This window comes from Rhizobium sp. KDH_Rht_773_N, assembly GCF_052946295.1.
The window spans coordinates 1,231,448-1,246,858 of record NZ_CM129525.1 but is presented as its reverse complement, the minus strand read 5'-3'; the positions used below and the strand labels follow the sequence as shown (position 1 = coordinate 1,246,858).

Annotated in this window: 11 protein-coding genes; 5 read left to right on the top strand and 6 right to left on the bottom strand. The window is 60.5% G+C overall.

Annotation, left to right across the window (positions count from 1 at the left end):
* The first annotated feature begins 432 nt into the window (after window positions 1-432).
* From galE to ACU8HS_RS06385, 3 genes are all read left to right on the top strand, one after another.
* On the top strand, window positions 433-1,467 hold the full coding sequence (galE, locus tag ACU8HS_RS06395; RefSeq protein WP_112566983.1) for a UDP-glucose 4-epimerase GalE: 1,035 nt from the start codon (window positions 433-435) through the stop codon (window positions 1,465-1,467).
* 120 nt (window positions 1,468-1,587) lie between these two features.
* A complete protein-coding gene (locus tag ACU8HS_RS06390; protein WP_447015618.1) occupies window positions 1,588-3,543 on the top strand; it encodes a putative bifunctional diguanylate cyclase/phosphodiesterase in 1,956 nt (651 codons plus the stop codon).
* Window positions 3,544-3,611: 68 nt separating this feature from the next.
* Window positions 3,612-4,673 (top strand): enoyl-CoA hydratase/isomerase family protein, encoded by a 1,062-nt coding sequence (locus ACU8HS_RS06385; protein WP_447015617.1) that lies wholly within the window; start codon window positions 3,612-3,614, stop codon window positions 4,671-4,673.
* A gap of 18 nt (window positions 4,674-4,691) precedes the next feature.
* Here the strand turns inward: ACU8HS_RS06385 and ACU8HS_RS06380 are convergent, their stop codons facing one another.
* On the bottom strand, window positions 4,692-6,752 hold the full coding sequence (locus tag ACU8HS_RS06380) for an ATP-dependent helicase (protein WP_112566974.1): 2,061 nt from the start codon (window positions 6,750-6,752) through the stop codon (window positions 4,692-4,694).
* A gap of 110 nt (window positions 6,753-6,862) precedes the next feature.
* A complete protein-coding gene (locus tag ACU8HS_RS06375) occupies window positions 6,863-7,138 on the bottom strand; it encodes a hypothetical protein (RefSeq protein WP_447015616.1) in 276 nt (91 codons plus the stop codon).
* A 167-nt stretch (window positions 7,139-7,305) separates the two neighbouring features.
* On the opposite strand from ACU8HS_RS06375, the gene ACU8HS_RS06370 reads away from it, so the two are divergent.
* Both ACU8HS_RS06370 and ACU8HS_RS06365 read left to right on the top strand, forming a co-directional pair.
* Window positions 7,306-7,569, top strand: a complete 264-nt coding sequence (locus ACU8HS_RS06370; RefSeq protein ID WP_113413069.1) for a BON domain-containing protein — start codon at window positions 7,306-7,308, stop codon at window positions 7,567-7,569.
* 81 nt (window positions 7,570-7,650) lie between these two features.
* The gene (locus tag ACU8HS_RS06365; RefSeq protein ID WP_112754730.1) at window positions 7,651-7,914 is read left to right on the top strand and encodes a hypothetical protein; all 264 of its coding nucleotides are present in this window, start codon (window positions 7,651-7,653) and stop codon (window positions 7,912-7,914) included.
* 235 nt (window positions 7,915-8,149) lie between these two features.
* Here the strand turns inward: ACU8HS_RS06365 and ACU8HS_RS06360 are convergent, their stop codons facing one another.
* The 4 genes from ACU8HS_RS06360 to ACU8HS_RS06345 all read right to left on the bottom strand — a co-directional run bounded on the left by ACU8HS_RS06360 (window position 8,150) and on the right by ACU8HS_RS06345 (window position 15,411).
* Window positions 8,150-8,392: a DUF982 domain-containing protein gene (locus tag ACU8HS_RS06360; protein ID WP_112566962.1), complete on the bottom strand. Its 243-nt coding sequence runs from the start codon at window positions 8,390-8,392 to the stop codon at window positions 8,150-8,152.
* A 284-nt stretch (window positions 8,393-8,676) separates the two neighbouring features.
* On the bottom strand, window positions 8,677-9,837 hold the full coding sequence (locus ACU8HS_RS06355) for a site-specific integrase (protein WP_447015615.1): 1,161 nt from the start codon (window positions 9,835-9,837) through the stop codon (window positions 8,677-8,679).
* Window positions 9,838-10,006: 169 nt separating this feature from the next.
* Window positions 10,007-14,995: a tape measure protein gene (locus tag ACU8HS_RS06350; RefSeq protein ID WP_447015614.1), complete on the bottom strand. Its 4,989-nt coding sequence runs from the start codon at window positions 14,993-14,995 to the stop codon at window positions 10,007-10,009.
* 2 nt (window positions 14,996-14,997) lie between these two features.
* Complete coding sequence (locus tag ACU8HS_RS06345) at window positions 14,998-15,411, bottom strand: hypothetical protein (RefSeq protein WP_447015613.1); 414 nt, start codon at window positions 15,409-15,411, stop codon at window positions 14,998-15,000.

The following is a 15,411-nucleotide window of genomic DNA, read 5'->3' as shown; positions in this document are numbered from 1 at the left end:
GGGTCTTGAACGGTTTGGTGCCACGAGAAGTCCTTTGCATGGGGCGGACATCGGGGCCTGAAACAGAAAACCCCGCGCGTGTCCGGCGGGGTTGGGTCGGGTGAAATGAACAGTTTCAGGTCACAAGCCGACGCCCCCACCGCAAAGGGTGGTCGTCATGCCCATCGTCATGGCCTGGAACGCGAACTTGTTCATGCCGCCAATCTGCCCCGCGGCGTGCCTGATGTCAACGAGGCGAAAACGAGAGGTTGCGAGAGGTTTTCGTCTCAAAACCGGCTGTCCGATAAAATTGTAGCAAAGCCCGAAATGGGCCTCTAACCACATGTCGAAACATACTGGCCGCAAAGGCTTTCCGAGGCGGTTTGATAACAAAATCGGAAAGGAAAACCCCGTTCTGATGCTCCCGAAAAAGATAAAACAGGGAATGCAGACATGGCGGTTCTGGTTACAGGTGGGGCTGGATATATCGGCAGCCACATGGTTTGGACGCTGCTGGATGCCGGTGAAGACGTCGTCGTGCTCGACCGGCTCTCCACCGGCTTTCGCTGGGCCGTGGCTCCGGCCGCGCGCTTCTATCTCGGCGATGTCGCCGATCCGGACGTCTTGAAAAAGATCTTCATCGAGAACGATATCGAGGCGATCATCCATTTCGCCGGCTCCGCCGTCGTGCCGGCCTCGGTCTCCGACCCGCTCTCCTACTACGACAATAATTCCGGCAAGACGCGCGCGCTCCTGAGCGCGGCCATCAAGGCGCACGTCCGCAACTTCGTCTTCTCCTCGACCGCAGCCGTCTACGGTCAGCAGAAAGGGTCCGCTCCGGTCAAGGAGACGGCGCCGCTCAACCCGGAAAATCCCTACGGCCAGTCCAAGCTGATGACCGAGACGATGCTGCGCGATGCCGCCGCCGCCTATGATTTCGACTATGTGGCGCTGCGTTATTTCAACGTCGCCGGCGCCGATCCGCAGCTGCGCACCGGCCAGTCCACCGCGGGCGCGACCCACCTCATCAAGGTCGCCTGCGAGGCCGCACTCGGCAAGCGCGACAGCATTTCCGTCTACGGCATCGACTACCCGACCCATGACGGCACCGGCGTGCGCGACTACATCCATGTGAGCGACCTGACGGCGGCGCATCTGAAGGCGCTGCAGCATCTGCGCAAGGGCAAGGGGTCGCTCGTCGCCAATTGCGGCTACGGCAACGGCTATTCGGTGCTCGACGTGCTGAACATGGTCACGCGCCTGAACGGCCATTCCTTCAAGATCCAGATGGCGCCGCGCCGGCCGGGCGATGCCGCAAGCGTCGTTGCCGACGCAACGCTTGCCCGCCGCGTGTTGGACTGGGTGCCGCAATACGATTCGCTCGAAACCATCGTCCGAAGCTCGCTCGATTGGGAGATCTTCCTGATGAACAGGAGCGTCGACGACCTGCACAGCATCCATCGCGCCCTGGCTGCGGCATCCTTCTGAGATGCGGTCGGCCGCAACCGGATATTTACCATCGCCGCCGGAAGGCGGGCTGCCTGACGTTACGTGAATAAGGAACAATCAAGCTTTCTCTGGCTCGTTTGCGCCAAGGGAAAAGGGATCATGAAGAACTTCTTAGCCTCGCTGCGGCTGCAAAAGGACAATCCGAAGTTTCTGGTGGCACAGTTCAAGGCTCTGTCGTCGCAGATCCCGATTCTATACGTTCTTCTCGTCATCAACGCGCTGGCCGTGGCCATCACCCACATCAAGTCGGCGCCGCTCTGGCTGTCTCTCTACATTCCCGTCGGCCTCAGCATCGTCTGTGTCTTCCGCCTCTGCTGGTGGGAGATTTCGGGCAAGGAAAACGTCACGCCCGAGCGGGCGCTGCGCCTGATGAAGGTGACGCTGGTCGGCGCCGCACTCCTGACGGTCGGCTTCGGCGGCTGGGCGATTGCGCTCTATCAATATGGCGATGCATCGCAGCAGGGGCAGATCGCCTATTTCCTCGTCGTGACCGGCATATCCTGCGTCTTCTGCCTGATGCACCTGCCGCTCGCCGCGGCAATCACCACGGTCATCACCTTCACGGCCATGGTCGTGACCTTCCTCTTTTCCGGCAACCCGGTTTTCGTCGCCACCGCCGTCAGCGGCCTTTTCCTGGTGCTGCCCTTCCTGCGCGTCATCAACAGCTACTTCCAGAATTTCGCCCATCTGGTGCGGCTTGCGGAAGAACTCAAGCAGAAGCAGGCCGAAGCCGAGGAACTGAACCTTGTCAACAGCCGCAATGCCCTGCAGGACCAACTGACCGGGCTTGCCAACCGCCGCAGCTTCTTCCTGTCGCTCGAAAGGGTGCTGCAGGCGGACCCGGCTTCGCCGCCCGTCATCGGCATCATCGATCTCGACGGCTTCAAGCCGGTCAACGACGTTTTCGGCCATGCCGCCGGCGATATCGTGCTGAAGGAAACGGCGCGCCGCTTCGTCTCGCTGGTCGGCGACCAGGGCGTCGTCTCGCGCCTCGGCGGCGATGAATTCGGCATCATCTTTCCTCGCGACATGACGCTGAGGGCCGTCTCCGATCTCGGCATAGGCCTGTGCGCGGCCGTTCGCGAACCCTATGAAATTCCCGACGGCTCGGTGCGTGTCTCCGGTTCCTGCGGCATCGTCTATCCGGACGCGGGTGAATACAGTGCCGAGGATCTCTACGAGAAGGCGGATTTTGCCCTCTATCAGATGAAGAGCAAGCGCACCGGCGGCGTCGAGCTCTTCTCGCCCGAGCATGAGAAGATCCTGACGCAGCGCTACCTGATCGAGCTGGAGCTGCAGGCGGAGAATTTCGCCCGGGAATTGAAGCTCGAATACCAGCCGATCGTCGAACTGCGCAGCGGCCGCGTCGTCGGCTTCGAGGCGCTCGCCCGCTGGGACAGCGCGCGCTTCGGCCGTATCAGCCCGGATGCCTTCATCCCCGCCGCCGAACGCACCGCCGTCATCGGTCGCGTGACGCGCATCCTCTTCAGCCAGGCGCTGGACGCCCTGAAAATCATGCCGCCGCACCTGCGCGTCTCCTTCAACCTGTCGGCCCGCGACATATGCGACCACGAAACCTCGATGGCGCTGCTTGCCATGATCACGCGTTCCGGCGTCGATCCCGGGCGCATCGAATTCGAGATCACCGAGACGGCGCTTCTGTCGGACTTCGACACCGCCGATCAGGTGATCGGCGTGCTGCGCGCCGCCGGCATCTCGATCGCGCTCGACGATTTCGGCACCGGCTATTCGAGCTTGAGCCACATCCACCGCCTGGCCTTCGACAAGCTGAAGATCGACAAGGCCTTCGTGATGAATTTCGATCGCGACGCGCGCTGCATGAACATTACCCGCTCCGTCGCCAGCCTCTGCCAGAACCTCGGCATTGCTTCCGTGGCCGAAGGTGTCGAAAGCGAGGATGTGGCGGAATCGCTGAAGGCTCTCGGCGTCCGGCTGGCGCAGGGCTACTATTTTTCCCGGCCGTTGCCGCTGGAACTGGCGATAGACTACGTCTCCAGGCGCGATGTCGCCGTTTCGCGATCCATCTCGGCCTGATTGGATAGCCAGCCACTGGAACCTTGGCCCGACCGCGTTTATTCCTAATACCGGAGCGAGGTGGGATCATGGACAACGGCAATCAAAGCGAAGTCATCGTTGAACGGCGCGGTACGGCGGGCATCATCCGGCTGAACCGCCCAAAGGCCCTGAACAGCCTGACGATCCCGATGGTGCGCGCGATTGCCGCCGCCCTTGACGAGTTCGTCGCCGACCCGTCCGTGGCGAGCGTCGTCATCATGGGCGAGGGCGAGCGCGGCTTCTGCGCCGGCGGCGATATCCGTGCCATTCACATGAGCGGGCGCGCCGGCGACGGCCTTGCCGAAACCTTCTGGCGCGAGGAATTCCGCCTCAACCACAGGATCGCCAACTATCCGAAGCCCTATGTCGCGCTGATGGACGGCATCACGATGGGCGGCGGCGTCGGGCTTTCCAGCCACGGGCGCCATCGCATCGTCACCGAGCGCACCCGCCTTGCCATGCCCGAAACCGGCATCGGCTATTTTCCCGATATCGGCGCCACGTGGCTGCTGCCCCACATGCCGGGCGAAAGCGGCACATGGATGGCCCTGACCGGGCTCGACATCAATGCCGCCGATGCAATCCATGCCGGACTTGCGGATTTCTATATTCCGTCCGCGCGTCTCGAAGAGGCCGTCCGGCAAGTCGCCGATCTGCCTGCAGGCAGTTCGTCCGATGATGTGGACGCGGCCCTGCGCCAACTCTCGCAGCAGCCGGGCGAGGGCAGGCTGCAGGCCAACGCTGCGATGATCGACCGTGCTTTCCACTTCAACAGCGTCGAGGACATCGTATCGGCCCTTGCCCGGGAGGAGGGCGAGTTCGCCGCCGAGACCCGCCGCGTGATGCTGACGCGTTCGCCAACCAGCCTCAAGCTCGCTTTGCGGCTCTTGAGGGCCGGGCGCCAGAGCCGCACGCTTGCCGAATGCCTGGCCCGCGAACTCGGCGCCTGCATGCATATCCTGCTTGGTGCGGATTTCTACGAGGGGGTCCGCGCAGCGGTCATCGACAAGGACCGCAATCCGAAATGGTCGCCGCCGACGATCGCGCTCGTCAACGATGAAATGATCGGCCGCTTCTTCGAGCCGGCCAAACCGCCGCTTGCGCTCTGACCGGCCGCTTGGTCGGCGTCAACGCCACATGCCGCGCATGCGCGCGCCGACATCGATGCGCACCTGCCGGGCCTGCTGGGCCGCCGCCGTCTCGGCCTTCGCCTGCGGCCAGCCGCAGACTTCGAAGAATTGCAGCAGGGTGGCTGGAATGAAACGGCTGCGCGATGCGTAGACATGCCGGTCGCCCTGCGAATTCTGCCCATAGGTGAAGAAGCGCTGCGGCACGACAAGGTCGAGACTGTCCTTGGCGCGCGTCATCGCCACATAGAGCAGCCGCCGCTCCTCCTCGATTTCAGCCGTCGTGCCGACAGCGAGATCGGAGGGAATGCAGCCGTCGATGACGTTCAGCATGAAGACCTTGGTCCATTCCTGCCCCTTGGCCGAATGGATGGTCGAAAGGATGAGATAGTCCTCGTCGAGCAGCGGCACGCCGGCCTGATCCGAGGTCGCATCGGGCGGATCGAGGGTCAGCTCCGTCAGGAAGCGCTCGCGCGAGGCATAACCGCCGGCGATCTGTTCGAGCTGGATGAGATCGGCGAGCCTTGTGCTCGCATCCTCATGCAGCCGTTCCAGATGCGGCTCGTACCATTGCCGCACCAGCTCGATCTCCGCCGGCCAGCCGGCCTTGCCGGTCTTCAGATCCTGCATGGTCGAGACGAAGGAGGTCCAGTCCTCGCCCGAACGCGGCGGGGCGGGCATGGCGGCAAGCGCCGTCATCGGGCTCGCATCCTCGGCCATATGGTCCAGCACCTTCTGTGCCGTGGAAGGCCCGATGCCCGGCAGGATCTGCATCAGCCGGAAGCCTGCCACCCGGTCGCGCGGGTTCTGGGCAAAACGCAGCGCCGCCAGCATGTCCTTCACATGCGCGCTGTCGAGGAATTTCAGCCCGCCGAACTTCACGAAGGGAATGTTGCGGCGCGTCAGCTCCACTTCCAGCGGGCCGCTATGGTGCGAGGCGCGGAAGAGCACGGCCTGGCTTTTCAGCTTCACGCCCTCTTCGCGATTGTCGAGAACCTTGTCGGCCACGTAACGCGCCTGGTCGTTCTCGTCGCGCACCGTCACCAGCCGCGGCCGCTCCGGCGATTCCCGTTCCGTCCAGAGGTTCTTGGTGAAGCGCTCGGAGGCAAGGTCGATGACCGCGTTGGCGGCGGCAAGGATCGGCTGTGTCGATCGGTAGTTGCGGTCGAGCGTGACGATATTGGCGGCCGGGCTGAAGGAGGCGGGGAAATCGAGGATGTTGCGCACCGTCGCCGCGCGGAAGGAATAGATCGACTGCGCATCGTCGCCGACGACGGTCAGCCCCTGGCCGGTCGGTTTCAGGGCCAGCAGGATCGAGGACTGCAGCTTGTTGGTGTCCTGATATTCGTCGACCAGCACATGGTCGAAGCGGCTGCCGATATCCTCCGCAATCATGGGCTCGGCCACCATCTGCGCCCAGTAGAGCAGGAGGTCGTCGTAATCGAGCACGTTCTGGCTCTGTTTTGACTCGACGTAACAGGCAAAAAGCTCGCGCAGCTGCTTTTCCCAGGTGGCGCACCAGGGAAAGGCGTCGCGCAGCACCAGCGGCAATTCGGTCTCGGAATTCACCGCGCGCGAATAGATCGCAAGGCAGGTGCCTTTCGTCGGAAACCGGCTCTCGGTCTTCGAGAAACCGAGATCGTGGCGCACGAGGTTCATCAGGTCGGCACTGTCTTCCCGGTCGTGGATGGAAAAGGCCGGGTCTATGCCGATCTGTTCGGCGTAGTCGCGCAACAGCCGCGCACCGATGCCGTGGAACGTCCCGCTCCAGGCAAGCGCATCCGCCATGATGCCGGAATTCTTGCCGAGAACCTCGCCGCAGATGCGTTCGACCCGCCGCCCCATTTCGGCGGCGGCCCGCCGGGAAAAGGTCATCAGCAGGATGCGGCGCGGATCCGCACCCTTGAGGATGAGATGGGCAACGCGATGGGCAAGCGTATTCGTCTTGCCGGAACCGGCGCCGGCGATGACCAGCAGCGGCCCGGCCACATGGCTGCCGTCCGTGAGCGTGCCGTGTTCCACGGCCATGCGCTGCTGGGGATTGAGTCTTTCGAGATACATCCAGCCGTCCGGTTGGGCTCCGCGGAAGAATCAGCACCGCGAACAAGATCAGATGTTCCTTGGATGTTCTCGATTGGCGTCGCTGTCAAGCAGGCGCTGGCCGTCATGCACTATTGCGGGAAGTCCGGCACGATCTGGCGGCGCACCAGTTTCAGGCTGCGGTCGGGCTGCAGGATATAGGTTTCGTAGACGTGCTCGCCCCGCTGGTTGTAAAAGTCGTTGTAGACGGCGCTGCCGATCGGCGATTTCGTCAGTTTCGTGCGCGGCTGTCCGCCATAGGTGATGCTGCCGGGCTCGAGCGCCGGCGCGTCCGCGGCCGAGCAGCCGGCGAGCAGCGGCGCAGCCAGAAGGGTCGCGGCAAGAAGGGCAGGCACCAGCGTTTTCATCGTCGTCTCCTCCGGCCGCAATCCATCTGCGGCAGCGGGCCGCCTCCGGCAAGGTTGCGATATCGGAGTATCATCATTGCGGCGACTTTGCATCCTGCCGCCCGCGCATCGCAACAAAACGTCGTCTTCCTGCGTTAAATCCCTATTAGCCAATGTCAGGAACGGTCATGGTGCTGCGGTTCCACGGTTCGCCGATCCAGGAGGAAGCCTGGATGAAGGGTCACAATGCGGCCGCCATGCGCGCGTCCGTCGAAAGCGCCCTGCATGCGGCAGCCGATCTCGATGCCGCCGAGATCACCGTTTCCGCAATCGGTCCCTACGTCGTTCTCGAAGGGTTCGTGCCGCGATGGAGCGACAGCGAGCGGGCGCTGGCAATTGCCGAGGCGATCGTCGGAAGCGGCTACGTGCATTGCCGCATTCTGGTGAGATAATTCCCGGAAACCGGGGAATTTCCAGGGAACCAACTCTGCGTCTTGCGTGTTGAAAAGCTGATTTCAATGCTGGAGACAATAATGCAAACGCTTATCCGCCTGTGGGCCGCCGGCCTTCTTCTCGGCTGCGGCGCCTTTGCCGGTTCCGCCTATGCCTCGCTCGAAGCCGGCATGAACTACTCGGCGCTGCCGAAGGACGAAATCGCCCTGAACGAATATTCCGGCGCCTCCGTCTGCAAGCCGGCCGAACCGCATTACCTGCCGTCCTTCATCCGCACTGCGGACGGCACAATCATCGGTGTGGGATATATTCAGGTCGAGGATGAGAATACTTCGGACTGCTGAGCGCATGTCTGAAAATTCTTTCGAACGAGGCTCGTCCGCAGTCTCCCGCAGAGGGTGACGAGCCTCTAACCATCATCATGATGGCTGGCGTCGTTCTATTGATGAACGGACGATCGGCGCAATGCTTTTCGGGACAAAGCCCTGCGCGGGCTGCGTGCAGGGTTAAGTGAAAATTAAGCATTGCTCCGTTTCGGAACGGATCGGACGTTTATGGCCCGATATCGCCGCCAAAAGATTAATGCACTTTAAGCTTTGCCTCCTCGGCCGCCGCCATGAACTCCGCGCGGGCTTCCTCGACGCTCTTTCGGCCGTCGAGTGCTGCGCGGCAGGCGCTGCGTGCCTTCAGATATTTCAATCCGCGTGCGGCAGGCCACAGGTCGCTGAGGCATGCCAGGGCATCGAACGGTCCGTTAACCGTGCGCGCTCCCGCCTCGTCGAAACCCACCTTGATCGGACTATTCCATCGCTCAGTCGCCATCGATGCTCCTCCAGCATGTGTCGATAGAAACATTGAATGAAGCCTCGGGGTTCCCTCCGCAAAGACTTCAGGATGCCAATATTCTAGCGAGATTTTTGCCGGCAGCAATGGCACCAATTGGCGCGGTGGATAGCGACTTTGGAGGAGAAACTGGTGCTGCCGAGTGGGATTGAACCACCGACCTCACCCTTACCAAGGGTACATGTGAGTATCTGTATCGCCCTGATATAACGTCATTTTCTGCTTTCTGTGGATTGTAGTGCACGGATTTTGCACGGTTTTGCCTAAGCCGATTTGCTGGCGGCGACAACTTTTTTCTTTGCGGGGATGAGACGGCGCGACCAATAAGCGGGATCTTCCCACCACCACAGATCGCGCCAAGCCTGCGGTATGGGCAGGGTATTGATGGCCTCGATGAGAGCGGGCTGGGGCACATTCGTATAGTGACGGCTCATGTCGTCGGCAGCATGACCGAGGATCTGATCTTTCACGTAAGGATGAACGCCGTTGACGACGAGCTGTGTCGACGCGCTATGGCGGCCGGTATAAGCCGCGATGTCAACGATATCGATCTTACGCTTGGCGAGGCGCTTGCGTGCTCCCTCGATAGCGCCAGAGATCTGACCACCGAAGTCGTCGGATGGCGGGTAAGGTTCGCCCTTATGGGATAGGAACAGGATGCCCTTGCGCTTCTCGAGCAGTGAGGTGAATAGCGGCACAAGGAATTCATGCATCGGCACGCCGCGCGGCTCGCCGGTCTTTGATGCATCAAGAGTTATCCAGCGGCCGGCAATATCGACCTGTGACGCCTCCAGCGTAAACATCTCGATCGGCCGCATGCCGGTATAGAAAAGCGCGGTCATGATCTGGGCTGCTGCAGGCGACATTTCCGCCACGAAGGTCGCGGCGCGGTCGTAGCTCGTTGGGGTAGTTCCGGCGCGCTTGCGCTTCAGCACGGCAACGTTAGTGCCCTTTGGCTTTCGCGGCCGGCGCCATTGGCGAGGCTCTGCCCACTGGTTGAGCACGCAATGGTTCCAGACGGCAATAAAGGGCGTGAAAAATTGTCGGTTCTTCGTGTCGGTGTTGGCGGTGGGATACAAAGCCGCCGCGCCCTGATCTAGGTCGCTCTGCGTGATGTCCTTCAGCAACTTGCCGCGCAGTTGGGTAACAACGCCTGTCACTTTGCCGGTCTTCTTGTTTTTCTTGACCAAATATTTCGGCGAACCGCCCGAGGCAACATAGCTTTCAGCTCCTTCGGTGAAGCTGATAAGCGCCTTCTTGCCGTGCACGCTCTCCTTCAGGAGACGCGCTTCTGTCTGGATCCGGATTTCTTCGGCTGTCTTGCGGTCGCTAGTGCCAGTAGATTCGAAAACGCTCTGTCCTCTGATCGTGCCACGGATGTAGAAGTTTTCGGAGCCTTGACGCTGGATGAGTTTGAGGGGCATCGCAAAACATTCCAAATGGCGAGGATGTCAGTTTCGGAGAAAAGGAAGTCTCTGCCGACAATGGTGCACAATCCGTTTGTCCTGGCAACCTTGGCAACAGCTCGCGTTGTCATGCGTAAGCGTTCGGCAGCTTCTTGGAGAGTGTAAATATCGCCGACGGGATTCATGATCAGACCCCCAACATTTTTCGAATGGTCTGCGCATTGTTCTTAATGTGCGTGATGACCACCTTCTCACCGTGCGAACTCGCAACAGCATTCGAAAGATCGCGTTCGTTGAGAACCAAGACCTGCTTAATCGGCTGGCCACCCTTCGATTCTGATGGCTTTTCTTTGCCGGAATTGAAGCGATGACGTGGATCCTGTTCCGTTAGGACCTCTTCATTCTTCTTCAACACGGCCGGCACTTCATCAGGGCGCAAGCCCGCAATGCCGCCCGAGTGATAACGCATGATGTTCCCGACCCAATCGAAGCTGAGTTGCCGCGACATGTTGCCGCCGCCGATCGCTGCCGATCCGACCAGGCCTCCGGTATGTCCAGTGATGACTTTAGCAACACCGCCGAGACCCTGAGCGGCTTGACCAATTGGCCCCCCGAAACCGGCCAGGGCATTGAGGATCATCTGCTGCAGGATCATCGTCGCAATTTGGCGCAGGAAATCGGCGGCAAACTGCAAGAAGGCCTGGCCGAGCGCCTGGACGGCGTTGGCGCCATTGGCAACCGACTGCGCGAAATTGTCGAAGGCGCCGACGAGACCATTGGCGAAAGATCCGACCAGTTCCTGCACGTTCGATGCTGAGAGACCGAACGCGGTCAGGCCGCTGCCAACCTTAGCGGTGTTCAGCTGCACCTTCTGAAGCTGCGCGACCATTTTCTCGTCGCCGAGGGCTCGCGCGAGCTCCAATGCCTTGGGAACAGCTGCGCTCAGCTGGTCGTTGACTCCTTGAAGTTGCGTTACCAGTTCCTGAGTGCGTCCGCTGTCACCGGCGTTCTGGGCCATGTTGATCTCTTGCAACAGGTTCTTGCGCTGCTGGTCGAGGCCGATAATATCGTTCAGCTGCTCGCGAGCTTCTTGCTGATTGGCCTTAAGCTGCTCGTCGGCATGTGCGGAATCGTATTTCGCCGCGGCACCTTCGCGAATGGCGTCTCGCTGTGCCTGACTGAGAGTCACACCTTGCTTGATTGCTTCGTTTTCAGCTTCGGCGAGGGCTTTCGCGATCGCACCCTCGCGATTCGACTCCTTGCGGGCGTCAGCCTCTTCCTTCCATCCTTTTACGCGGCTGGAAATGTCTTCGTCGAAAGCCTCCTGCTTGGTCTGGCCGCCAGCCATGATCGGCGAGCCGCCGCCCATTTTCTGAGAAGCCCATGCAATCAGATCGCGTGCGGTCGTATCATCCTTGATGACCGTCGGATTGGCTGCGACAGAGTCGGCGTTGACAATGTTCTTTGCCAGTTCGTCCGGATTGGCGAGGACGACTTTGATCGCATCACCAGCACCGAGAAAATGGGCGAGATAGGTGTTGGTGTCGGTTGGAGCAACGCCTGAATTGGCGAGCTGCATCTGGTTTTGCTTGGTGAGCTCTTCCAGGATCGGCCGGGCATAGGCTTCATTGTAGCGGTACTGAAGTTTCTGCGCATCGGTCAACTGCGACAGTGCCGGGAACAGGCGATTGAAGATCGGCAGCCAAGTGCGTTCGGTAAACTGACCGATCCCCTGAGCCGATGAGCCCGGCTTGTTCGTATCCGTACCAGGGGTTTTGCCACCTTCCACGTAGATGATGCGGTCAACGACGCCTTTGCGTGTGTCGGGCAGAGAGTCGAACTGCTTCTGCATGAACTCGTTGTTGATGCCGGCGACTGCGTCACCATACGCCTTCGTAGCGTCGAAAACCTGCCCCATCGTGGTCGCGAGATTCAGCGCATCCTTGTATTGTTTCTCGAGACCTTTGAGCGCCTCGAGCTTTTTCAACTCTTCGCCGACGCCAGGAATGTTCTCCTGCATATCAAGCAATAGCTTGTTGAACGCTGTCACCTTGCCCTGATAGTCGAGGTTCTGCGATGTCTCTTGTGCCGATTTTCCGAGGCCTAGGAGCGCCTTGTCAGCTTCCGTTGCGGTACCATTCATCTGCCGCACCAGCGCTTCCGCACTGGCGATAGCATCACCAAGATCCTTCAGGCTCGTCTCGCCTTCACCTGCGTTGTTGACGATGTTCAAGATTTCGAGCGCAACTTGCTTCAGCTGCTCATCGGCCGGATTGAGCGCGATATCGTTGAGCGCGCTTTCAAGCTCTTTGACCGTGATTGCGCCTGAGCGAGCGGCTTTGAGTGCCTCCTGCAGCTGCTGAAGCTGACGCACCTGCGGGGAGTCCGTCGGAAAATCACTGAAGGCGTAGGTCAGAACGCGGCTCGATGCTTCGGCCGCGGCAGCCGTCTTATCAAATTGCTTTTTCAGATCCTCGACGCTTGCGATGGCCTGAGCCATGGTGACGCCGCTGATTTTTTTCGCCCAATCGCCGGCCTTATCACCGGCCGTGTTGTAGGCCGCCACGACGATATCGATCTGGCGCTTGTGCTCCTCAACAGCCGAGGTGGCATTGCCAATGCTGGTCAGCCAGGTGCCAACCGCGTAGGTGACCGCGGTCAAGGCGATACCGATCGGGCCGCCGAAGGCCGAGAGCAGCGCGCGGAAACCCGTGGCTGTCACGACAAGAGCTGTCTGCAGACTTCCCGCGGCGCTGGCCAAGCTGAGAACGCCAGTGCGAGCGAGAGCGCTCTGACTCGTCGATGCGAGCAGGTTTTGACGGAAGCTGCCGAGCGAACTCACGCTCTGTGCCAAGACGCGGCCGAACACCGTTTGAGCATTGGAAGCCGCTTGCGTTCGAGGGCCGACGAGAGTCAACTCGCGATTAAAAGCCTGTATCGCCGACACGGCCTGTAGCATTTTGCCGGCCAGGCCACCGAAGAGCTCAGCAACTTTCGCCGCGGCAAACACCTTTAGAGCAGCGGTGATCAGGTCGAAATACTTCGGCACCTCAGCCAGGATCTTGATTGCCTCGCCAACCGCTTTGCCGATCGCGGTGAAGGCGTCTCTGCCGTCGCTCGACTGAGCAAACGCATGGAAGGATTGAAGGGCGGATTGCAGCGCCGGTACAAAGCCGTTTGCGACAGCAATCTGTGAGGATTGGACATCATTCTGAAAACGGCCGAGATCTGTCGTCAAGCTCTGCAGCGAGGCGCCGAGCTGCGGACCAAACCGCCGTGTCAACTCGTCGGCGAACTTGAGAAGGGTGGAGCGATCAGCAAGGATGTCACCCTTCTGCATCATCTGATCGAGTTCGGCCGTTGATTTACCGATCGCCGAAGCGAAGATGTTAAAGGCGCCCGGCAGACGCTCGCCAAGCTGGCCGCGGAGTTCTTCGGCGGAGACCTTACCTTTCGAAATCATCTGCGTCAGTGCGAGAAACACGCCAGACGTTTCGGCAACGCTCAGCTGATTGACGCGCGCTGCTTCAGCAAGAGAAATAAAAATCTTACGGGTATCTTCGGTGGTGAAGTTGGCAGCCCGCGCGGCAACAGCAAACTTGCCGTACTCGTCTGCCAGTGTGCCGAAGCTGATACCGAGCCTATCGGCCTGGTCACGCAAGAAGGCGACTTCGGTCGCAACCTTTCCGGTGTCCTGATTGAACACTGAACCAAGGCGGCTTTGGACTGCTTCGAGTTGGCGGAAAGCTTCGACGGCACCGGACACCTGTCCGAGTGCTGCCTGGAATCCGACGTAGCTGGCGGTCAGTCCAAGGATCTCGCTTCGGATCGACTGAAGCACCGAAACAGTGCGGGCATTTTCCTTGCCCACGGTCGCGAGTGCTCGTGCGAATGCAGACGTCTGGCCTGACGCGCTCGCAATTGCCGCGCTGGTCTGCTGTGCGGCTGGCGCGATCTGCCGGATGGCACTGGCTGATCGACTGAATTCCCTGAAAGTCGCGTTTGCAGAACCACCAAGGCTGGCGAGAGCCTGCCTCTGCGATTCGTATTCCTGTTTGGCGAGCCGAGCCTTCGCTTGGGCTGCGCCGAAAGCTGCACCGAGTTCTTCAGTCGGAGCCTCGGCAGCTCGCATCTGTTGAGCCAGGGCTTTGACGTCAGTTTGAGCTGAGACCCATTCGCGACGGGCCTCGAGAACGGCTCGACGCTGCGTGGCAAGAGCCTGAACATCGATGCCACTTGCAGCCGTCGCGGTATCTGATGCGCCGCTTGTCGCCTTGACGTTGGAGAGGCCTTCGATGCGTGCCTTGGCTGCTGCGAGATTGGCAGCCATGCGCTGAGCAGCCGCACTCACATTCTCTTGCGTGACGGCGACATTGCCGAGTGCCTCACCGGCCTTGGCGGAAACACCGCGGATAGCATCGAGTTCGGTGCGCGCCTTGCCGAGATCCTCACGTTCACCCGCAAGAGAAGCTGCTGTTCGCGCAACCTCGTTTGCGAGTTGATGCTGAAGCGAAGAGGCCGCCGACACCTGCGGGCGCAGGTTTTTGACTGCATCGGAAGATTGTTTGACGGCCGCCCGATACTGATCGATCTGCTTGATGATCTCAGCCTGAGCGGCTTTCTGCGCTGGCAGATCGGCAGAGATGAACGCACCGGCCGATTTTGCAGCGGGGCGAACGAAATGATCAGGGGTCGTGCCGAGTTGCTTATTGTAGCGGGCCTGGTTCTGCTCAGCCTGCCGAACAAGCTTGTTGACCTCTGTCAACTCCTTGCGGCTGGCAGCCAGTGCGTTCTTGTTTGAAGCGAGCGAGTTTTCCTCGGCTGCCAGTTGAGCCTTCAGGCGAGTGGCGGCCTGTGCCGCCGCATCACTGTCGCGGGCAAGCTTCGCGAGCTCACCGGCATTGCTGCGCAGTGAGCTCTCCATTCGTGTGACGGCAGCCGTTGCCTTGTCGAGTTCGGCCGCAACCTTCCCGGCCGCTTGAAGCCTGTTGAGCTCGCCCTCGAATTTCTGAGCCTGGGATGCGATTTTACCAAGGGCGTCCGAGGTTTTCCCGGCCCCCTTGGCAACGTCACCCATGTCAATGACATTCTTCTTCAGCGCCTTCGAGATTTTGTCGAGTTCGCTGGAAGCCCGGTCTTTCGCCCTGATAACGAGATCGATGTCTTTACCGGCCATCGTCAGTGCCTCCGATCGCTGCCGCTCGAGAACACCGAGGTCTCACGGGCTTTCGCGACCGCCAGATAGACAATGTGCTGAAGGATTTCTTCTAATGAACGGCCGGGAAAAGTGGCGAGGACTGTTTGATGCGCGCAAGCAATTCGAAACAGTTGGCCGGATTTTGCGATCTTCTCACGAGCAATGCCAGTGCCGATCGCGGCTATGGCGTCGATGACAGGCCCGCACCGCTCGAAGACCTGGCCTGCAATATGATCGGCGATGGGATCAAGGCCCGTAGCCGCTGCCTGTGCCGCATATGCGTCAACGATATCCGCGATGTTACTGGGGCCGAGTTCGTCGATGATCGCGTTCACCTCGCTCTCGGTCAGTGCCCTGGTTTTCGGCGCAAGAAGTGCAGTAAAGAGATCAAGCAT

Coding starts and splice junctions, on each gene's coding strand:
- ACU8HS_RS06375 (WP_447015616.1), bottom strand. CDS start 7,138: ATGAAAACGCTGGTGCCTGCCCTTCTTGCCGCGACCCTTCTGGCTGCG.
- ACU8HS_RS06365 (WP_112754730.1), top strand. CDS start 7,651: ATGCAAACGCTTATCCGCCTGTGGGCCGCCGGCCTTCTTCTCGGCTGC.
- ACU8HS_RS06360 (WP_112566962.1), bottom strand. CDS start 8,392: ATGGCGACTGAGCGATGGAATAGTCCGATCAAGGTGGGTTTCGACGAG.
- ACU8HS_RS06390 (WP_447015618.1), top strand. CDS start 1,588: ATGAAGAACTTCTTAGCCTCGCTGCGGCTGCAAAAGGACAATCCGAAG.
- galE (WP_112566983.1), top strand. CDS start 433: ATGGCGGTTCTGGTTACAGGTGGGGCTGGATATATCGGCAGCCACATG.
- ACU8HS_RS06370 (WP_113413069.1), top strand. CDS start 7,306: ATGGTGCTGCGGTTCCACGGTTCGCCGATCCAGGAGGAAGCCTGGATG.
- ACU8HS_RS06385 (WP_447015617.1), top strand. CDS start 3,612: ATGGACAACGGCAATCAAAGCGAAGTCATCGTTGAACGGCGCGGTACG.
- ACU8HS_RS06380 (WP_112566974.1), bottom strand. CDS start 6,752: ATGTATCTCGAAAGACTCAATCCCCAGCAGCGCATGGCCGTGGAACAC.
- ACU8HS_RS06355 (WP_447015615.1), bottom strand. CDS start 9,837: ATGCCCCTCAAACTCATCCAGCGTCAAGGCTCCGAAAACTTCTACATC.
- ACU8HS_RS06345 (WP_447015613.1), bottom strand. CDS start 15,411: ATGCTTGATCTCTTTACTGCACTTCTTGCGCCGAAAACCAGGGCACTG.
- ACU8HS_RS06350 (WP_447015614.1), bottom strand. CDS start 14,995: ATGGCCGGTAAAGACATCGATCTCGTTATCAGGGCGAAAGACCGGGCT.